The organism is Algoriphagus oliviformis (assembly GCF_017254915.1).
Taxonomy (GTDB): domain Bacteria; phylum Bacteroidota; class Bacteroidia; order Cytophagales; family Cyclobacteriaceae; genus Algoriphagus; species Algoriphagus oliviformis.
Genome location: NZ_JAFKCT010000006.1, coordinates 241,086 through 260,198, shown reverse-complemented (window position 1 = coordinate 260,198; position 19,113 = coordinate 241,086). Strand labels below are relative to the sequence as shown.

Below are 19,113 nucleotides of genomic sequence, written 5' to 3'. Positions count from 1 at the left end.
ATGCTGACTTTGAGTGAATTTGCCAAGCTAAAGGCCAGCGCGAATCTGGCGACTTCCGTTTTGGACAAGCGCTTTTTTGAGCCTTTCATTTCCAATCGCAACCGTCTGGAGGGACTTCCGAGACAGGCGGAGTTTGAGAAAAGCCTCCGGGCTGAGACGGCCGACCCCCTATGGATGCTGACTCGGCAGTGGCAGCTCGGGGAGTTTCAGGGGGAGGATGCGGGGACTGCCTGCCAGGCAAAAATCCTCTCTGAGGAACAGGAACCCGGTGTGCTGGCGATTTCGGGAAAAGCGTCTAAAAAATACGACCCGAGCCAGACTCCCCTGGAGCCAGAAGTCGAGCACGAGGCGGTGGAGGTCAACCTGTTTTTGCAGGTGCAGATGGGCAGGCAATTTTTTAGGATACTAAGCGAGCAGGGCAGGAAAAGATTGCGTCCGGCATTCCTCGAAAGATTCCCGCTCTCGTCCGATCAAAATGCACAGGATAGGGAAGGGGTTCTTTTTGCGCAGACGGTGTTGGGCAAGTTTCCCGATGGACACGCGATCCTGCAGGCGATGACGGACGGGACGTTTCAAGACTGGGTCAACAATGAGGCTGCCTTCAAGGCCGCTGACCGCAACCTGCTCACGACGACCATAGCAGAGCAATTTCAAGTTTGGTACAAGGCGCTCTACTATCAGGGCGAATCGGGCCAAAATGCGTGGACGCCGGAGCGAATGGAATACAATTTTCACCTGGAGATGCCGAATCCCGAAAATGGCAAAACAGTCGTGCTCGAAGCTGACCAGTATGCCTCGGGAAAGTTGGATTGGAGCAGCTTTGACGAGAATGTCAGATCTACGCCTTCGGAGATCCAGCAGACCGGCCAGCTGAGAGTGGGTGTGCAGACTTTCATTCCCACCCCACTGCAATACTCCGGGATTCCTAATCCCCGTTTTTGGCAGATGGAGGATGGCCAGATCGACTTTGCCAAGATCCAGTCAGGAACCACCGGGCTGCTGTCCATGCTCATCACCGAATACGGGATTACCTATTCCAACGATTGGTTTGTACTGCCGTATCCCATGAAGATCAATACCTACTGTGAGGTCAAAAATATACTCGTCACCGATGTGTTTGGGCAGCACGTACTGATCGAGCCGACCTTTACCGATCCGGAAGTGGCCTGGCACGAGTTTGCGATGTTCCGCCACAACGAGCGGCATGACCTACAGTCGCCCAGAAACAGATTTTACCTCGCTCCCTCGATCCTGAAGCTCCAGCAAAGCGAGCCTTTGGAAAAGGTGAATTTCATGCGGGACGAGATGACCAATATGGTGTGGGCGATTGAAAACACCGTTCCCTCAATCGCCGGTGGGGGAAGGGAGGTGAAGCTGATCCGGCCACGTTTTAGCCCGCTGGATGAGCCCGACAATCCTGAGTCCAAGGTCCGATACCTGGCCGGAACTTCCGTTCCAGAAAACTGGATCCCTTTCATCCCGGTCCACAAAAACGGAAGTGAGCAGGAGATTCGCCTGCAAAGGGCAAAAATCCCCAATGCCCCCGCGCCAAGCAGCCTTTTGCTCAAAGAACAGCAGCCGGTTCACTTCATCGAGGAGGAGGAAGTGCCCAGGGCGGGCGTGATTGTGAAGCGTGCCTTCAAGCGAACGCGCTGGATCGACGGCAAAACGATACTTTGGGTAGGAAGAACCAAGACCACAGGCAGAGGCGAGGGCTGGAGCGGATTGATGTTTGATCGCCTTTTACCTATCGAGAAGAAAGGAGAATAAAGTCTTCCCGCCTATCGGCCAGAGCGTATCCAGGCTCTTTTGACTTTCTGCCTCGATCGCTTGACCAGCCTTCTCCAGCTGACGGCCGTCAGCACGGAAATGCAGGCGGAGGTCCCCAAGGCCCCGCCATACCCCTCAAAAAACTGGCTTGATCGGGCAAAGAGCACCCCGAATATGAGAGAAGCCAAAAGGATGGATTCGATGCCTTTTACGTACTTTTTGCTGCTCATCCCGATGAAGGAACCACCGATCGCCGCATAGGGGACGGGGCCTAGCCATTCGATGCCATCTCCCCATAGCCATACCGCCAAGGCGAACACCAAGGTGACAAGGGAAGAGGCCATTACCGGGCTTGCGTGGAGGCGGTGATGAATCCAAAAGGTGCCCAATGCCGCGACCACCGCACTCCCGATCCAGACTAGTTCCTCCATCATAGCAGTGCAAGGCTGTATTGGACAAAATAGGCGAAAACTACCCCAATGAAGGCCATGGTCCCCAGGCGCCCGCCAACTCCAACCAGGACGGATTTGCTGACGAAGAACAGCAGGCAGGTGAAGACAGAGGCCAGAAGGATGAAACCCGCGTCATTGCTCAGGTTGGTCATGGAAATGAACGCACCGCAATAGACTGCCGAGGGAACTTGGCGAAAATAGGCCTTGGCAGGAAAGGCAAACTGGAATAGTCCGCCAAGCAAACCCACGGTAGCAGTGGCTATGACAGTTTCCATGCCGAGTTGTCTAAGTCCAAAGGTGGCAAAGGCCCCAAAAAACACCCAAATCGCCACTCTCCATCGGTCAAACTCCACACGGATTCCCTTGGCCGAATAGCTTTGGAAATGGGAGGCGAGGATCAATGCGAAGATCAAGACGAAAAGACTGACCTCGAGCTGCCCTGCCTGCTCAAAAATGATGGTTCCCAGGAAAAGGCACTGGATCGAGGCGAAAAGCAGAAGCAAAGAAGGGAGTACGGCTTTGTGTTCTTTCATTTTCTGGAACGGCAAAGGTAGGCCTAAGCCATGGCTTTTGGGCAAAAAAGCTGCGGGTAAATGAAGCGGAGGCGGTCATTTACAGTTATTTGTGTGTGCTTGGGCGCGTTGTTTTTCGAACCTAGAAATAGCAAGCTGGTATGTCTGATGTTTTTTTAGGCTTGAAAAGCAACCGCAATTCTGCTCTTGAGGTAGGGAAGGTGATTGGACGGTTTCTAGTCTGGCCGTTCCAGCTGTTTTTGATATTTTGTCCAAAAGTAGTTTTGAAAGCAGACTGACCTAGAATTGTGAAGGTAGGCTTTGAAAAATGTTCACCCTTTTGCCACCCCTTATATTAAACTTTAGGAAAATCGACACGAACTGTCGATCAGCCCAAAAAGGTATATAAGCAAAAAAGCCTTCAGAAGTGAATCTGAAGGCTTTTGAAGCTCCCCCTCTAGGGCTTGAACCTAGGACCCCATGATTAACAGTCATGTGCTCTAACCAACTGAGCTAAGGAGGAATTTGTGGTTTTCCGCTCTAACCTCCCGATGGCTATCGGGATGGGCTAAGGAGGATTTTTTTTGTTTTTTCGTGATCCCTTTCGGAAAACGTGTTGCAAATGTAGGGGCATGTCCCATTTATTCCAAATCAGGATCCGAAAAATTCTCGCTTTTTGCCGGTTGGGGCCTTTTTCTGTTTCTGCCTCAGGGACTTATTTTTTGGAAAAAATATGCCGATTTGAAGTCTTGGCCATTTTTGATCCAAACAGGCAGCCATATTCCCAGCCCCTGGCTATGTGTCCTCCTTGCGTATGGGGACTTTTTTGCTGAGCATTGATTGACGCGATCATTTGCCTTTCCACCCGTTGGGTGAAAAATCCAATCCCCTGTTTGAAAACCTTAAGTGCATTTGGGGGATCTTTTTTTCTTTTGCCCCGTCCATCCATAGGATCAAAGCGGGCGATGGGTTGGATTTAGATTGGTTCCAGGTTAGTCGCTTGAGTGTGAAAAAGTTGACTTTCTCGTAAAAAACCAGGAATTTATTAGGTAGAAACGACAGGAAATTATGGACAAATATGTGATCAAGGTAAATGGCAAGGATCAGGAGGTGACCGCTTCCGAGGACATGCCGGTGCTGTGGGTACTTCGGGACCTGCTAGGCATGAAAGGGACGAAGTTTGGCTGTGGCCAGGCGCTTTGCGGAGCCTGTACCGTCCATTTGGATGGAGAGGCCGTGAGGTCTTGCAGCCTGCCGATTTCGGCCGTGGGCGATGGGGTGATTACGACCATCGAGGGTCTGTCCGAGGGTGGAGACCATCCTCTACAGAAAGCTTGGGTCGAGCACATCGTCCCTCAGTGCGGCTATTGCCAGTCTGGGCAGATTATGAACGCAGCGGCTTTGCTTGCCAGGAATCCCAGCCCTTCCGAGGCTGAGATCGAATCGGCCATGGCGGGAAACCTCTGCCGCTGCGGTACCTACAACCGTATCAAGGATGCCATCGTCACCGCCTCCAAATCCCTCTAAACGCAGCGAACTATGAAGACTATGATGCCTAATCTGCCATTTTTGAACAAAAAGGAAGCTGCTGCTTCCACTCCGAAAGGGACTGTGGACCGCAGCGAAATCTTTCGAGCCTCAAGACGGGATTTCCTGAAAATTGGTTCACTCGCCGCTGGTGGCTTCGTCCTGGGAGTCAATTTCCAGTGTAGCGGTCCGAAAGGAGAGTTGGTCAGCTTTGCTCCCAATGCCTTCGTGAGCATCGCCTCGGACAATGTCGTCACCATCATCGCGCATCGCTCCGAGATGGGTACGGGTATACGGACCTCCCTGCCCATGATCGTCGCCGACGAGCTCGGTGCCGACTGGAGCCAGGTGAAGATCGTGCAGGCCGAGGGAGACGAGGACAAGTATGGCAACCAGAACACGGACGGTTCTTTTTCTGTGCGGATGTTTTATGAGCCGATGAAAAAGGCCGGAGCCACTGCACGGCACATGCTGATGCAGGCTGCCGCCAAAGAATGGGGAGTTGACGTGTCGGAATGCGATACCGAAAACAGCCAGGTAATACAGAAGGGTGGCAGCAAGAAGATAGCCTTTGGCGACCTGGTGGAGCAGATCAAAGTGATGGAGCTTCCCAAGGCGGAAGACGTGCCGATGAAGGATTTTTCCAGCTACAAGCTCGTGGGAAAAGACGTGCCGATCTATGATCTGGAAGACATTGCCACGGGTAAGGCAGTGTTTGGAGCGGATGTGGATCTGCCCAATATGCTCATTGCCGTGGTGCGGAGAAGTCCCGTGGTCGGTGCGAAGGCGCTTTCCTACAGTGAGGAAAAAGCCCTGGCGGTGCCCGGCGTGAAGAAGGTGGTGAAAATAGACGGAGTGGGCCTGCCAACCGGGCTGGATAAGCCCCTGGAGGGGATTGCAGTGCTGGCTGAAAATACCTGGTCGGCGATCAAAGGCAGTGAAGCACTGGAAGTCGAGTGGGACCTCGGTCCAAACCAAACCTACAATTCCAGCGTCCAGCTGGAGGAAATGGTGAAAAGCACTGCCTCCAACGGTACCGTCAAGCGGGAACGTGGAAACTTCAACCAAGCGAAGTCTTCTGCGGGAAAAACATTTGAAAAAACCTATTTGGCGCCTTTCTATGCGCACTCGACCATCGAGCCACCCGCAGCCATCGCCGATGTCAAAGCCGACGGTTCTGTGGTGATTTGGGCACCGAGCCAGCACCCCCAGTGGGCTAGAGGAGCGGTAGCAGGTGCCTTGGGCGTGGATTTGGCCAAAGTCAGACTGAACGTGACGCTGCTCGGCGGAGGCTTTGGCAGAAAGTCGAAGCCCGACTACGTGGTGGAGGCGGCGCTTCTTTCCAAGGCGGCAGGAGTGCCCGTAAGGGTACAGTGGACGAGAACCTGCGACTTGCACCACGACTACTATCATTCCCACAGCGCCCAGCGGATCGTGGCGACCTTGGATGGCTCTGGCAATCTCAGTGGTTGGAATCACCACACGGTGTTTCCTGCCATTGGCTCCGGTCTCGACGCAGCCCCACCGTCTGATGGGGAGCTGGACTTGGGCTGTCGGGATTTTCCCTACGATGTGCCAAACATCCGCGTCGAGGCGCACGAATCCACTGCCCACACGAGGATCGGCTGGCTGCGCTCGGTGAGCAATATCCACCATGCTTTCGCCATCGGCGCGATGATGGATGAGCTGGCCGAGGCGAGGGGACTTGATCCCGTGGATCAGGCACTACAGCTCTTGGGCGATGACAGGGACTTGGTTTTCGCAGGTGAGATGGTCGGTGACTATGGCAACTACGGGGAAAAAATCGAGGATTTCCCTTGGAGCACAGCCCGCATGAAGAAGGTGATAGAGACCGTGGCGGAAAAATCAAACTGGAAGGCAAACCTTGCCGCCGGCAAGGCAGTGGGCTTTGCGGCGCACAAAAGCTTCCTGACCTACGTCGCCTGCGTGGTGATGGTCGAGAAAGACGCCAACGGAAACCTGCTCATTCCCGAAGTGCACTACGCGGTGGACTGCGGTATTGCCGTCAACACGGATCGGGTTCGCTCCCAGTTTGAGGGTGGAGCGCAGTTTGCGACGAGCTTGGCCACGACCTCGGCAATCACGCTGGAAAACGGTCGGGTGCAGCAAAACAACTTCGATACCTATCAGATCATCCGCATGCCCCAGGCGCCCAAAAAGACCCACGTCCACATCGTGCCGAGCATGGAGAAGCCGACAGGGGTAGGCGAGCCACCGGTGCCGCCTTTTATCCCGGCCTTGGCCAATGCCGTGTACAAGCTGAGCGGGAAGCGAAACTACCAGTTGCCGTTTCAGGTATAGCTTGTTTTCGCAAAAACCAGTTTTGCCAGTCAAAGCCGTCCGCATCTTCGGACGGCTTTTTTTATGATTTTTAGTCGAGCGACGGCTTGCCTTCGTATTTTTAAGCATGCGATTTTTCCGACCCCTTTCGTTCAGTTTGGCTTTCGGCCTTTTGGTCAGCTCTCCGTCATTTTCCCAAACCAAGTCAGAAAAAGACGCGGCCGTCCATGCGGCAACGCCTGTTCGTACTATCGGAACCCCGGTTTTGGAAGAGATGAGCGGCTTGGCTTTTTCGAAAGCTCATCCCAAGCTCCTCTACACCCACACGGATAGCGGGGGGGAGGCAGCGGTTTACCTGTTGGATTCGGAAGGAAAGGAGCTCGGCAAGATCCGGTTGGAAGGCGTGGAAAACCGGGATTGGGAGGATATCGCCGTGGGTCCTGGGCCTGGCGGAAAGTCCTACGTGTACGTGGCCGAGATTGGCGACAATGTGGCCGTTCACCGCTCGGTTCAGATTTTTAGGTTTCCCGAGCCGGACAGAATCGCCGACGGCTGGACTGTCAAGCCGGAGATTTTGACTTTTTCTTACCCCGATGGGGCGATGGATGCAGAGAGCCTGATGGTCGATCCGATTTCGGGCGACCTGTTTGTCGTTTCCAAAAGGGACAAGCAGAACACCGTTTTCCGTCTGAGGTCGGCTGATTTTGGGAAAAATGGAGTCGTCGCCGAGGAGTTGCTCAAGCTTCCCTTTACCAGCGCAGTGGCTGCGGATATCAGTGCCGACGGGAGCCAGATTTTGGTCAAAAACTATTTCAAAGTCTATCACTGGACCAGAACGCCGGGAGAGTCCGTCGCACAGGCCCTTGCCCGACCGCCCAGAGAGCTTCCCTATGTGCCGGAGCCCCAGGGTGAGGCGATTGGTTTTGGGCCGGATGGAAAAGCCTACTACACAGTCAGCGAAAAGCGCTTTGACATTTTGCCTGTCCTGTACCGTTACCTTTTGACCGACTAGCCATGCAGATCAGCGATACAGTACTGATGGTTCGTCCCGCCCAGTTTGGCTTCAATGCCGAGACTGCGGAAAACAACTTTTACCAAAAGCAGGATGGGCGATCAGCCTCCGAGATCAGTGCTTTGGCAAGGAGGGAGTTTGACGGTTTTGTCGCGCTTTTGAAAGACCAGCGGGTGGAGGTGATCGTCGTGGAGGATACCGACAGTCCCGCCAAGCCCGATGCCGTTTTTCCCAACAACTGGTTTAGCACACATCCGGATGGAAAGCTGATCCTCTATCCCATGTTTTCGCCGGTTCGGCGTTTGGAACGGAGGAAGGATATCGTGGAAAGGCTGATCCATTCCGGTTTTGAGGTCAACGAGATCATCGACCTGAGTTTTTTCGAAGAAAGCGGGCAATATCTCGAGGGAACTGGCAGCATGGTGATGGACCACAAGGCCCGGATCATTTACGCAGGCTATTCCCCACGTACGCACCCGGTTCCGCTGGACTATCTGGCGAAGTTGCTGGGCTATCGTGTCGTGGCGTTTGGGGCGGTGCAGGAGATGGATGGAGGGCTCAGTCCCATCTACCACACCAATGTGATGATGCATGTGGGGACGGATCTGGCCGTGGTCTGTCTGGAGAGCATAGCCAAAGCTTCCGAGCGTCGCCGGGTACAGGAGTCCCTGACCCAGTCCGGCAAAAAAGTGATACCAATCACGCTGAAGCAAAAAAACAGTTTTGCGGGGAATATGCTGGAGGTGGCAAATGACGGCGGGGAGCGATTTACCGTAATGTCCCAAGCGGCCTTCGATTCACTCGGAGTCGGACAGATCCAGCAAATCGAAAAGCACACCACGATCATCAGCCCCTCTATTCCGACCATAGAAAAGCTCGGCGGCGGCAGCGCCAGGTGTATGCTGGCGGAGATTTTTTTGGGGAAGAGTTTTTAAGTGGCGGGAAAAAGTCGTTCGCCCAAGCGAGTGTCGCCACTCGCTTCATTTATTCATGGTTTTTAACGATTCATTTCCTCGGGGAAGAGTTTGATTTCGGTTTGCCGATCGAAAGTAAATAATGGAGAATCCGTGAGTGAAGACACTCACGGAGGCAGTGCGCCTGTTGCACCATAGCGAAGTTTTAAGGAAAAAAGGATGACCGGTCGCCCAAACGAGTGTCGCTACTCGGAGTATATTGTTTTTTGGTGCCGTGGATGTTTTGGTGCCTGTAGGAACTGGGGGAAATGAATTAGTTCTCCGGTTTTTGCTAAATTTTCATATGTCTATGGAGCTAAACAAAATCTATTTTTTTACGGCGACGATCCATAGTTGGATACCCATATTGGATCAGCAAGGATTCAAAGAAATCGTGTTGTCCAGCTTAAAATTTTTGACCGTAAAAGATCTTTTGAAAGTCTATGGCTTTGTTATTATGCCAAACCATATACATCTCATCTGGGAGCTACTCGAATTGAATGGAAAAGAGATGCCGCATGCCAGCTTCCTGAAGTTTACCAGCCACGAATTTCTCAAGAAATTGAGGTTGGAAAATCCGGGATTGCTTAGGGCTTTTCAGGTTCAGGAGGAAATCAGGTCACATTCGTTTTGGCAGCGAAACTCGCTTCCAATAGAGGTTTTTTCTCCTAAAGTTGTTTTTGAAAAACTCGACTACATCCATCAAAATCCGTGTAGGGGAAAATGGATGCTCGCAGACAACCCCGTTTCCTATCCGTATTCGTCTTTTAAATTTTATGAAACTGGAAAGGACCGATTTGGTTTTTTAACGCATATCGGTGAGCGACTTTGAAATTGGAGTTCCGTGAGTGGGGCCACTCCAGGGGCGCGGATGGATGGATCTTTTTTGGGTCTCTTGGTAAAGGAAGCTCGAGCGAGTGTCGCCACTCGCTTTATTTTTTTGGTTCTGAAAGCGGTTTGGCTCTAATCCGTCTGTTGGTTTTGGATATAGGAAAATCCGTGAGTGAAGACACTCACGGGGGCGGGAGCAACCTGGGGGATACCCTCTTGGAGCTGGGAGTGGATCTGATGAGGCCGGCCAATGCCTACTACAACCAGTCCAAGCTGGGCGTGAAAATGGACGCACTCAATGCCAAGCCTATCGCAACCGATTTCAAAGTTCGGTATGGGCAAAGGCGCAAGAAAAAGGACAACGGGCAGGGGGAGTAATCCTCAGGCAAAAAGTCCCTTTTCCAACACCACTGCCGGAGCCAAGGCCTCGGCAGTATTTTTTTGCCCTTGTCCAAGGGATAAAAACCAATTCCAACACTCGCGATCGAGGATAATTCACTCGAAATACCGGTTCCATCACTCGATCACGAGGTAAAAAGCCTCGAAATACCGCTTCCATCACTCGATCACGAGGTAAAAATCCTCAAACTATCATTTCCAACACTCGGCATCGAGTATAATTCACTCGAAATACCGGTTCCATCGCTCGATTACGAGGTAAAAAGCCTCGAAATACCGGTTCCATCACTCGATCACGAGGTGAAAAGCCTCAAACTATCGGTTCAAAGTCTCGTGATCGAGTATAAAAGCCTCTCGCCCGAGTCTGAGTGACCCGTCCTGAAAAAAGTTGACAGTTTTTGTAATAATACTTAAATGGCTTTACAGAAGAAACCGATAGTAGAAATTGAATAGCAGAAGAAGAGGGCAATCCCTTATCGGGATTCTGCCATAGATTCACTAAGCCTTAAGGGGATAGGGCTAGGCTAGAGCCAACTCTTTGTTTTTAATCACTCACTCACTCTCTCTCTCTCTCTCTCTCTCTCTCTCTGAAAAAAAATTGGAAAAGAGAAATAGAAGGAGTTTTCTTATTCGAAAGATTTTGTTAGTTTCAACTCGGTAAGCGGAAGGAAGGAGCAAAATATTCGAAATCAGGTTCGTAAATACAGAATTGTGACTTATTGTGAAAACATTCCGCTCTATAAGTGAATAACAATGCAAATGACTGAAATATGCTGAAACAATTACGACTCCGAGATCTTTTTACTGGAAAAGTAGATGCAAAAAATGAAATTCTTGAGAACACAAAAGATGAGCGAGATAGATTTGTTGATAGTTTTTTGGTTCCTGATAATATAATACTTGATTCGTATTTTAAAGGAATCAAGTATATTATTTCTGGTCTTAAAGGAACGGGTAAGACAGCCTTACTGCAATACATTTCATTGAAAGCAGAAAGGGAAAATGATGTAAAGACTTCATTCATACTGTTTAAAAGTGAATTTACGGAAGAAGATAAAAAGGACTTTTCAAAAGCAGTTAATACGACAATTGCTGATAGGGATGAAATTCCTGACAGTGATGAGGATTTTGTGAATATTTGGAGATGGTTTCTTCATCGGCATCTAGTTAAAATGATAGATTCTGCAAGCCCATTTGAAAGAGATAAGAGCTTTGAAAAATATTGTAGCTGTATATTAGCGCCAAAGGTTGGTGATGAGAAATCGGGTATTACTCGATATTTGCCAAAATTAAAGAAAGGCAATGTTGAACTAGAGGCAGATTTTGATTTTATCAAGGGGAAACTTGGTTTAGATTTCGAGTGGATAAATCAAAGTGCAAGGCAGGTTAAATTCAGTTCTATAGTGCGACAAGCTGATGCATTATTTGCTGAAATGAAACCTAGTAAATTGAGGTTTTATATATTTATTGATGAACTAGAGCTTACTCTGGGCAAACAGAGACAATACAATAAAGATGTTCGATTAATACGGGATCTGTTAATTGCTATAAATTCTCTCAATGGCTTATGTCGCAAAAACAAATATCCAATATTTTTCGTGACTGGTATTAGAAGTGAGGTTTTAACGGCAATTCCATCTTCGGGTAAAGAAATAAATAAGATTGTTTCTGATTTTGGTACAACTTTGAATTGGCATCAAGCAGGCGGTAGTATAAGTCAACATCCTTTGTTGAATATTGTAAATAGAAAAATCAATTCAAGTGAAAAGGCATTGGGTCTAGAAATCACACAGCCTGTCTCAGAAATCTGGGAGAAATATTTTACAAAAAGTTTCAACACGAAACCTATTCATGAGTATATGTTGCATCAAACTTGGTACCGCCCGAGAGATATTGTTAGGATGTTGTCGATAGCTCAAAATCAGTTTCCAAATGAAACGACATTTTCGCACACAGTCTTTGACTCGATACGTAAAGAATACTCTACCCAGAGTTGGGTAGAACACACCGAGGAATTGCGTTCAAAGTATTCTGAAGATGAAATAGAGGGGATCAGAAAACTATTTTATGGAGTAAAGTGTCCGTTCTCATTTCAGGATATTACTAAGCATTCAGATGGAAGAAAGCAAATGTATTCAGAAGTAGATGAGCTACTTGCTAAATTTAGACTAGCAGATATTCTTTCACAATTATATAAAGTTGGTATTATCGGTAACACAGGTGAAAGAATTAGATATGCTTTTCGAGGTGATGATGATATTTTGTTGGATAAGCGTATGAAAATCCATGACCCTCTTTGGAATTATTTAGCTGTTGAACCAGTAAGCTACAGCTAACTACAGTAATGGTTAGTAAGAAATTGGATGTTTTTATAGTTGTGTATAATTCTTTCGTTTACAGACTTTCAATATAAATTAGAATCCATGGGTTGTCCAATTACCTATAAGTCTGTTTGTTGAATGTTTAATATTGACCAATATTAAGAAAAGAAAAATCCTTTTTCAGATCTTGATAGTAATCTCTGTAATCGTCAATTTTTTAGTGTTTTTGGCCGTTTTTGAATTAGGTGAGAAATTGGGTAGATTCTAGGCAGGGTAGAGGATAGACGATTTAAACGAATGTGTTCAAAAAAATAGTCAGCCGTTCGGCTGACTATTAAGATGCAAAGCTAAGTTGTTTACAAAGTCACTAGTAGGTTGGCTTTTGGTAAGCAACTAATTTCAAATGATCTTGTTTTGAATCTGTAGCCTGCAATCAAATCCCCGTGTAGTTAAACGGCGTGATGGCCTTCAGCTCAGTTTTGAGCTCTTCGGAGATAGGCAGACCGTCCACGAAAACCGAGATGGACTCTTGGGTGATCTTGGTGTTGGTGCGGGTGAGGTCGCGGAGTGCCTCGTAAGGCTTCGGAAATCCTTCTCTTCTCAAAATGGTCTGGATCGCCTCGGCGACTACCGCCCAGTTTTCCTCCAGGTCCGCATCGATGGCAGCGCGGTTGAGTTCCAGCTTGCCGAGGCCTTTTTGCAAAGATTCCAAAGAGATCAGCATGTGGGCCAGAGGAACGCCGATCACACGAAGCACGGTGCTGTCGGTGAGGTCGCGCTGCAGTCTGGAGATAGGAAGCTTGGCGGCGAGGTGCTCCAAAAGCGCATTGGCGATACCGAGGTTTCCCTCCGCGTTTTCGAAGTCGATCGGGTTGACCTTGTGCGGCATGGCGGAGGAACCTACCTCGCCGGCTTTGATTTTTTGCTTGAAATAGTTCATCGCCACATACTGCCACACGTCCTTGGAAAGGTCGAGCAGGATGGTGTTGATGCGTTTCAGTCCGTCAAAAATCGCCGCTAGATTATCGTAGTGCTCGATCTGGGTCGTCGGATAGGAGCGCTCCAGGCCGAGGAAGTTTTCCACGAAAGTGAAGGCAAACTCATTCCAGTCCATCTCCGGATAGGCCACTTGGTGGGCATTCATGTTGCCGGTCGCGCCGCCGAATTTTGCGGAGTAAGGCACCTGCTCCAGCAATTCCAGTTGTTTTTTCAGACGTACCACAAACACGTCGATTTCCTTGCCCAGTCGGGTGGGAGAGGCAGGCTGTCCGTGGGTTTTGGCTAGCATGGGGATGTCGCTCCATTCGTCGGCCAGATCGGCCAGGCGCTCGGTCACTTCGCCCAAAAGCGGCAGGATGACCTCTTGGATGCCGTTTTTCAGCATCAGCGGCGTGGCGGTATTGTTGATGTCCTGAGAAGTCAGACCAAAGTGGATGAACTCCTTGTAGGCTTCCAGTCCGAGCTGGTCAAACTTTTCCTTCAGAAAATATTCTACGGCCTTCACGTCGTGGTTGGTGGTTTTTTCGGTGTTTTTGATCCACTCCGCGTCGGCCAGGCTAAAGTGCTTGACGAGCTCGCGGAGCTGGGGGAAAAAGGCATGGTCAAAGTCTGCCAGCTGGGGCAAGGGCAGCTGGGCCAAGGCCACGAAGTACTCGACCTCCACATGTACCCGGTACTTGATCAGGGCGAATTCAGAGAAAAAAGCGCGTAAGGGGGCAGTCTTGCCGGCATAGCGTCCATCCACTGAGGAGACGGCTGTCAAGGCATTTAATTCCATTCTAGGTGTGATTTGGCGGGACAAAGTATTCTGGGCTCCGATTTTCGGAAGCCGCAAAGTTAAGCCTTTAGCCTCATAATCGGGGCCTAAGGGGGATAATTATCCGGGAAACCGGAAAGCTTGGCGACTAGGAGTAATACTTTATGCCGGAAAGCTTCAGCGATAACTAGGACGGAAGACCGAAGACGGGAGACGGAAAAAATTTTGTCCGATGACCGGTGACCGCTGAATTGGAAATTATAAGTATCCGCTTGATTGCACGTTACCGTTTTAAAAGAGGTTTGAGGTTCTAACTAGGCGGATTCCCCCTTTTCAAGGGGGCTAGGGGGATTTTTTATAAAGTGAAATCCGCTATTTGAGACCTACGTGCAACCCGGACACATATATTGCTTTTATTAAGTTTAGGCCGATGCAAACTAGTTTTATGCTTTTGGGGTTAAGAGGGGAAATTCCGGGCGCGATGCCGGTTTTCCCAGTTTTGGGCTTAGTTTTGCAGCCAAATCACCAAAAGTCAGCATGTTTAATTTCTTCAAGAAAAAGAAAGAAGAGGTCAAAACCAATTCCTATTTGCCACTGAAAGTACGAGAAGTAGTCCGGGAAACAGCCGATACGGTCACCTTGTATTTCGAGCAGCCGGAGCCTTTTTTGGACTACAAGCCCGGGCAATTCCTGACCTTGGTGATGGATTTTGAGGGCAAGGAGCAGCGTCGTTCCTATTCGCTCTGTACCTCGCCTTTTGTGGATCCCTTTCCCGGCATCTCGGTCAAGCGCGTCACCAATGGCCTTTTTTCCAACTTTCTCAACGAGAAGATTTTTCCGGGAAAGACCATCAACGTGCTGAAGCCTTTGGGGCATTTTACGACTGAGTTTCACTCCAAAAACAAGCGCCACTTCTTCCTCATCGCCGCGGGCAGCGGGATCACCCCACTCATGGGAATCCTCAAGTCCGTGCTGGTCAACGAGCCCAATTCCATCGTGACGCTCATCTACTGCAGCCGCAGCGAGGAGCAGATCATCTTCCGCGATCAGCTCAATCTGCTCGAACAGGGCAATTCAGGCCGATTGAAAGTCATCCACAACCTGAGCCAACCCTCCGAATCTTGGACGGGGCTGAAGGGAAGACTGTCTGAGCGGGCACTGCGCGAGCTTTTTGCACAAGCGGAATACGAAGAGCGCTACGAGGAGGTCTACTTCATGTGTGGGCCAGAAGAGCTCATGGACCTGACTACCGACATCCTCAAAGACCTAGGCGTGGAAAACGAACGCATCCACCGCGAGAGCTTCTACTCCGCCGCGGCGCATCTCGCCCACGACGAGGCGATCGCGGGAATCAACCATGGCATTCTCGCCCGCGACGTAACCATCGTTCTCGAAGGAGAAGAGCAGCTGGTGACCGTTGATCCGTCTAAGACCGTGTTGGAAGCGGGACTGGCGGCGGGCCTAAATATGCCCTATAGCTGCCAAAGCGGACTTTGTACGGCCTGTCGCGGGAGAATCCTCAGCGGAGAGGTAAAGATGGACGAGGACGCCGGCCTGAGCGAAAAGGAACTGGCTGCGGGATACGTGCTCTGCTGCGTGGCCCGTCCGCTCACCGACGATATCAAAATCACCATTGAATAAATAGTCCACGGTCAACAGACCACTGTCGACAGCTAATAGAAATAGAACTTGGAGCATAATGGTCTATTCCTATGTGGAGGATTAATTAGAGTTTCCTTAACCTTTGAATCTTGGAACAGCAACAAATCCGTGAAATCTACCGAAGCACCGAGCGGCTGACTGTCGTGCTGTTGATTTTTGCACTGCCCGCTTTTGGCATGGTGTATCTCTACCAAAACTCGGGAACCCTGGACTGGGATCTGCCCGCGCTGCCGAAGCTGGGAGAGTGGCTGATCCTAGGCGCTGCGACGGCAATCCTGATCGCGCAGTACGTCCTCTTTCACCAAAAGCTCAAGCTGACCTTTGCTCAGGCCGAGCTGGTGGAAAAAACAAGAATCTACTGCGAGGCCACCAAGCAACGGTTTTGGGCACTTTTTGGCGTGTCTTTGCTGGTGTCTTTGGGACTGCTGCTTACCCAAAGCCCGATGTTTACCCTGCTTTTTGCGGTGACCATGGTGTTTTTTTCCCTAGCCAAGCCCAGTCCAGATCGCATGGCTCGGCTGATGAAGCTGAAAAAAGAAGACCGGGAGCTCATCAGGGAAGCGTCCCGGCCTGAATGAATTTGAGATTTGAGATTTGAAATTGGTTTCGAATCTCAAATCTCGAATTTCGAATCCTCAATTCTCTATGCTGATATTTCCGGAGGAGATGTTTCCACGAACCCAGCTGGAGGCGCCATTGTCGATTTCCAGGGTTTTTCCCGTATTGATCCCGCCCACGCGCAGGTTTCCTGAGGAGGCCTTTAGGGAAAAATTGTAGGCCTTCAGGTCAGAATTGGTCTGCACGCGGAAGTTGCCGGAGGTACCGCTAAACTTGGTGTTTGGACCAAGGCCGACGTTGGAGGCGCGGACGTTGCCGGAAGTAAACTGGAGCGTGCCCAGCGAGCCGGCGTTGTTGATTTTTGCGTTGCCTGAGGTCAGCCGAACGTTGATTTCGCCCGCAACCCCGTCTGCATCCAAAGAGCCGCTGGTGGATTCATAGTCCAGATTTCCCTTGATCTTATAGAAGTTTCCATTGCCGGAAGTGACTCCGCCGGAGACGTTGCCAGACACGCCGTCAGCCGTCAGGTTGCCGGAGGTGGCGCGGATAGACAGGTCGCCAGTAATGTTGGTGGCGGTCACGTTGCCGGAGGAGACGCGCAGGGAGGTGTTGTCCTGGGTGATGTTTTCCACGGTGACATTGCCAGAGCTGCCGCGGACATCCAGTGCGATGCCTTCGGGGCCGGTGATGTTGAGGTAGCCCTTGTTTCGGGTGTTCCAGTTGTAGTTGTTTTGCTTTCGCGTGTGGCTGATCTTCAGTACGTCGCCCACAGTCACGAAGACGATGTCCTGATCTGTGTAGTTGGATTCGAGGTAGGCTTCCACGGAGACCTCGCCGCTGTTTCCGCCCTTATAGTTGACATTGAGCCAGCCGCTTTCGATTTCGATTTTTTTGATGCCGGAATAGCTTTTCTTGGAGTCGACGAGGACGTTTTGGGCAAAAGCTGCAATGCTCATCAGCGTCAGTGCCAGCGCGAGGGTTGATGTTTTGAGTAAAGTGTTCATAGCATGTTTGTTTGGGATTAGTCTACTCTGATGCCAAAGCTCATGGCCTGGAGCTCGGGGCCCAGCCCAGGCTGGAAGAGGTCATTTAGGTCATAGTTGAAGAAGAGGGTGACATCTCCGATGCCGATCTCGGAGCGGAGGCCGTAGCGGAAGTTTTCCACGTACATGTTGGACTTGGTGAAGTCTTTTACCTTGTCCCCGTCCGAATCATAGACGAATTTGCCCCGGCCGCCGAGTCGGTAGCCGGCATAGCCACCCGCGCCGAAACGCATCTTGCCGTTGCTGGTGCGGACGGTTGGGATCACGGTCAGCGTGGCGTAGGAGGCAGAGATCTTGGACTTGATCGGGTCGGCGTTGGGATCGTCGATCACCTCCGTGTAGTCGACAAACTCCAGCCCGTCGGGAGTCTTGAGCGCGTAGATGTTTTCGTCCTCAAACTTGAAATTGTACCAGCTCACGCCCAGGGTGGATCGTAGGTGGAAGTTTTTGCTCGGCTTCCATGTTCCCACTGACTGTAAGGATACAAACCAGCTGCCCCAAGGCTTCACCTGGGGAACTCCTTTATCATTAGGCCAGATATTGATTCCGACCTCGGATTCTAGGAAGTTGTAGTGGAATTTGGAGGTCTTTTCAGAATGGTAGTGGTGGTATTCTTCCTCGTCGATCTCCCATTCGTAGGCTTTGGAGCCGTCCTCGTACTGGGTGACTTTCCAGGATTTGCCCATGACGGTGTACTGTTTCTCCTTGGTGACGGTCTTGGTGCTGTCGGTGCCTTGGGCAAAAGCTCCCGAGACGAGAAAGATCAGAAAAGCGGCGGTGAATAGTAGGTTCTTCATAGTTGGTTTGTTTTAAAAATGGATTGAAAAAGAGGCTGTCTTGTAAAGAGGCGCGTCACTGCGAGGTACGAAGCAGTCTTTTGAGTCTCTAGGTAGAGATCGCTTCGTCGTTCCTCCTCGCGATGACGTCCACGCGACAGCGTCTTTTTGTTTGTTTTTAGAACACTATCCCAAACGTGATGGGGTTGAGCTCGGGGCCTTTCCCGTCCTGGAAAAGTTCGTTGAGGTCATAGGTGGTGAAGAATTTCACCCTACCGAAGCCGATCTCGCCGCGGACGCCGTAGCGCAGATTCTCCAAATAAAGCCCGGTGTCCTGCTTGTCCTTATGTCGGCCGGAGCCCTCCAGCTCGCGATACACGTACTTGGACTGCCCGCCGAGTCTGTAGCCGACATAGGGGCCAGCGGCTACTTTCAGGCCTTTTCTTCCTTGGTCGTTCATCTTGCCGAAATCCAGCTCCAGCATAGTCGTGGCGGTAAGGTACGAGGAGGAGATTTTGCTCTTGAATCCGTCCACGTCCGTGCGCTGCACAAACTCGATCTCGTCCTCTCCGCGGACGGCCTGGAAGTCGCGGTTTTCAAACTTGAAGTTGTAGAAGTGGAAACCTATCCCAAAATCCCAATAGAAGCCTTTGGAGATGCGCTGGGCGGCCATCCAGTTGAGGCCCACCATCCAGCTGCCCCAGCCTTTGACCGCGTAGGGCTTGTCTGAGGTGGGAAAGCTTCCCGACTCGTCCAGGTAGTTGTTGACCCCCAGATCCATTTTGAAAAAGGACCTAAAAGGCGGGTCGGCGCTTTTCCGCGTGCCGGTTTCGAATTTTACCCGGGTGTTGTCGCCGGATTCGTCGACGTAGACCCGCATGCCGGCCACGTTGACCTCAGTCTGTCCGGAGTCTTCATAGACTTTGACGACTTCCTTCACGGTTCCGTCTTTTTTGCGGATCTCGACGATGGTGAGCTCGCCGGTTTCTTCGTTTTTCTCCAGGTCGAGCTCACTGATGATCTGGTTGATATTCATCAGCTTCAGCTTGTCAAAGTCCTCTTTGGACTCCACGATGATGACTACTTTTCCGGACTTGCCAAATTCGATCACGACGCTGTCTTGCATGACGGTGCGCTCGGTTTGGAAGGGAAAATCTTTCAGGTCACTGGCAAATGCCACCTGAACCAATGCCATCAGGCAAAATAAAAGCAGGTATTTTTTCATAGTCAATTGCGTGAA

Annotated in this window: 16 protein-coding genes and 1 tRNA gene; 10 read left to right on the top strand and 7 right to left on the bottom strand. The window is 50.6% G+C overall.

Annotated elements, in window-relative coordinates; all coding sequences use genetic code 11:
* The gene (locus tag J0A68_RS15270; RefSeq protein ID WP_206579080.1) at nucleotides 1-1,770 is read left to right on the top strand and encodes a hypothetical protein; all 1,770 of its coding nucleotides are present in this window, start codon (nucleotides 1-3) and stop codon (nucleotides 1,768-1,770) included.
* 11 nt (nucleotides 1,771-1,781) lie between these two features.
* Here the strand turns inward: J0A68_RS15270 and J0A68_RS15265 are convergent, their stop codons facing one another.
* The 3 genes from J0A68_RS15265 to J0A68_RS15255 form a co-directional block, all read right to left on the bottom strand.
* Nucleotides 1,782-2,204 carry a hypothetical protein gene (locus J0A68_RS15265; protein ID WP_206579079.1) on the bottom strand — a complete coding sequence of 141 codons (423 nt, stop codon included), beginning with the start codon at nucleotides 2,202-2,204 and terminating at the stop codon, nucleotides 1,782-1,784.
* Nucleotides 2,201-2,755, bottom strand: coding sequence for a hypothetical protein (locus J0A68_RS15260; RefSeq protein WP_206579078.1), 555 nt, complete (start codon nucleotides 2,753-2,755; stop codon nucleotides 2,201-2,203). Before J0A68_RS15260 ends, J0A68_RS15265 begins: the two co-directional genes overlap by 4 nt.
* A 428-nt stretch (nucleotides 2,756-3,183) precedes the next feature.
* A tRNA-Asn gene (locus J0A68_RS15255) sits at nucleotides 3,184-3,257 on the bottom strand.
* Nucleotides 3,258-3,802: 545 nt separating this feature from the next.
* Here J0A68_RS15255 and J0A68_RS15250 point away from each other — a divergent pair.
* From J0A68_RS15250 to J0A68_RS15220, 7 genes are all read left to right on the top strand, one after another.
* The gene (locus J0A68_RS15250; RefSeq protein ID WP_206579077.1) at nucleotides 3,803-4,261 is read left to right on the top strand and encodes a (2Fe-2S)-binding protein; all 459 of its coding nucleotides are present in this window, start codon (nucleotides 3,803-3,805) and stop codon (nucleotides 4,259-4,261) included.
* 42 nt (nucleotides 4,262-4,303) lie between these two features.
* Nucleotides 4,304-6,583 (top strand): xanthine dehydrogenase family protein molybdopterin-binding subunit, encoded by a 2,280-nt coding sequence (locus J0A68_RS15245; RefSeq protein ID WP_236025612.1) that lies wholly within the window; start codon nucleotides 4,304-4,306, stop codon nucleotides 6,581-6,583.
* A gap of 106 nt (nucleotides 6,584-6,689) precedes the next feature.
* The gene (locus J0A68_RS15240) at nucleotides 6,690-7,574 is read left to right on the top strand and encodes a hypothetical protein (protein WP_206579076.1); all 885 of its coding nucleotides are present in this window, start codon (nucleotides 6,690-6,692) and stop codon (nucleotides 7,572-7,574) included.
* A 2-nt stretch (nucleotides 7,575-7,576) separates the two neighbouring features.
* The gene (gene ctlX / locus J0A68_RS15235; protein WP_236025611.1) at nucleotides 7,577-8,509 is read left to right on the top strand and encodes a citrulline utilization hydrolase CtlX; all 933 of its coding nucleotides are present in this window, start codon (nucleotides 7,577-7,579) and stop codon (nucleotides 8,507-8,509) included.
* Between the two features lie 328 nt (nucleotides 8,510-8,837).
* Entirely contained in the window at nucleotides 8,838-9,359 is a 522-nt protein-coding gene (locus J0A68_RS15230; protein ID WP_206579075.1) for a transposase, read from the top strand.
* A gap of 167 nt (nucleotides 9,360-9,526) precedes the next feature.
* Nucleotides 9,527-9,736 carry a hypothetical protein gene (locus tag J0A68_RS15225; protein WP_206579074.1) on the top strand — a complete coding sequence of 70 codons (210 nt, stop codon included), beginning with the start codon at nucleotides 9,527-9,529 and terminating at the stop codon, nucleotides 9,734-9,736.
* Nucleotides 9,737-10,527: 791 nt separating this feature from the next.
* Entirely contained in the window at nucleotides 10,528-12,093 is a 1,566-nt protein-coding gene (locus tag J0A68_RS15220) for a P-loop ATPase, Sll1717 family (protein ID WP_206579073.1), read from the top strand.
* Nucleotides 12,094-12,511: 418 nt separating this feature from the next.
* On the opposite strand, the gene purB is transcribed toward J0A68_RS15220, so the two are convergent.
* Nucleotides 12,512-13,855, bottom strand: coding sequence for an adenylosuccinate lyase (gene purB / locus J0A68_RS15215; protein ID WP_206579072.1), 1,344 nt, complete (start codon nucleotides 13,853-13,855; stop codon nucleotides 12,512-12,514).
* Between the two features lie 516 nt (nucleotides 13,856-14,371).
* Here purB and J0A68_RS15210 point away from each other — a divergent pair.
* Entirely contained in the window at nucleotides 14,372-15,475 is a 1,104-nt protein-coding gene (locus tag J0A68_RS15210) for a ferredoxin--NADP reductase (protein ID WP_206579071.1), read from the top strand.
* 110 nt (nucleotides 15,476-15,585) lie between these two features.
* Nucleotides 15,586-16,074, top strand: a complete 489-nt coding sequence (locus J0A68_RS15205; protein WP_206579070.1) for a hypothetical protein — start codon at nucleotides 15,586-15,588, stop codon at nucleotides 16,072-16,074.
* Nucleotides 16,075-16,131: 57 nt separating this feature from the next.
* Here the strand turns inward: J0A68_RS15205 and J0A68_RS15200 are convergent, their stop codons facing one another.
* The 3 genes from J0A68_RS15200 to J0A68_RS15190 form a co-directional block, all read right to left on the bottom strand.
* Nucleotides 16,132-17,058 carry a DUF4097 family beta strand repeat-containing protein gene (locus tag J0A68_RS15200; protein WP_206579069.1) on the bottom strand — a complete coding sequence of 309 codons (927 nt, stop codon included), beginning with the start codon at nucleotides 17,056-17,058 and terminating at the stop codon, nucleotides 16,132-16,134.
* Nucleotides 17,059-17,075: 17 nt separating this feature from the next.
* Nucleotides 17,076-17,894 (bottom strand): outer membrane beta-barrel protein, encoded by an 819-nt coding sequence (locus J0A68_RS15195; protein ID WP_206579068.1) that lies wholly within the window; start codon nucleotides 17,892-17,894, stop codon nucleotides 17,076-17,078.
* A 157-nt stretch (nucleotides 17,895-18,051) separates the two neighbouring features.
* Complete coding sequence (locus tag J0A68_RS15190; RefSeq protein ID WP_206579067.1) at nucleotides 18,052-19,098, bottom strand: outer membrane beta-barrel protein; 1,047 nt, start codon at nucleotides 19,096-19,098, stop codon at nucleotides 18,052-18,054.
* Between the last annotated feature and the right edge of the window lie 15 nt (nucleotides 19,099-19,113).

What these genes read in the sequence shown, in the direction of transcription:
- J0A68_RS15270 (WP_206579080.1), top strand. Translation starts at nt 1, where the DNA reads ATGCTGACTTTGAGTGAATTTGCCAAGCTAAAGGCCAGCGCGAATCTG.
- J0A68_RS15265 (WP_206579079.1), bottom strand. Translation starts at nt 2,204, where the DNA reads ATGATGGAGGAACTAGTCTGGATCGGGAGTGCGGTGGTCGCGGCATTG.
- J0A68_RS15260 (WP_206579078.1), bottom strand. Translation starts at nt 2,755, where the DNA reads ATGAAAGAACACAAAGCCGTACTCCCTTCTTTGCTTCTGCTTTTCGCC.
- J0A68_RS15250 (WP_206579077.1), top strand. Translation starts at nt 3,803, where the DNA reads ATGGACAAATATGTGATCAAGGTAAATGGCAAGGATCAGGAGGTGACC.
- J0A68_RS15240 (WP_206579076.1), top strand. Translation starts at nt 6,690, where the DNA reads ATGCGATTTTTCCGACCCCTTTCGTTCAGTTTGGCTTTCGGCCTTTTG.
- ctlX (WP_236025611.1), top strand. Translation starts at nt 7,577, where the DNA reads ATGCAGATCAGCGATACAGTACTGATGGTTCGTCCCGCCCAGTTTGGC.
- J0A68_RS15230 (WP_206579075.1), top strand. Translation starts at nt 8,838, where the DNA reads ATGGAGCTAAACAAAATCTATTTTTTTACGGCGACGATCCATAGTTGG.
- J0A68_RS15220 (WP_206579073.1), top strand. Translation starts at nt 10,528, where the DNA reads ATGCTGAAACAATTACGACTCCGAGATCTTTTTACTGGAAAAGTAGAT.
- purB (WP_206579072.1), bottom strand. Translation starts at nt 13,855, where the DNA reads ATGGAATTAAATGCCTTGACAGCCGTCTCCTCAGTGGATGGACGCTAT.
- J0A68_RS15210 (WP_206579071.1), top strand. Translation starts at nt 14,372, where the DNA reads ATGTTTAATTTCTTCAAGAAAAAGAAAGAAGAGGTCAAAACCAATTCC.
- J0A68_RS15200 (WP_206579069.1), bottom strand. Translation starts at nt 17,058, where the DNA reads ATGAACACTTTACTCAAAACATCAACCCTCGCGCTGGCACTGACGCTG.
- J0A68_RS15195 (WP_206579068.1), bottom strand. Translation starts at nt 17,894, where the DNA reads ATGAAGAACCTACTATTCACCGCCGCTTTTCTGATCTTTCTCGTCTCG.
- J0A68_RS15190 (WP_206579067.1), bottom strand. Translation starts at nt 19,098, where the DNA reads ATGAAAAAATACCTGCTTTTATTTTGCCTGATGGCATTGGTTCAGGTG.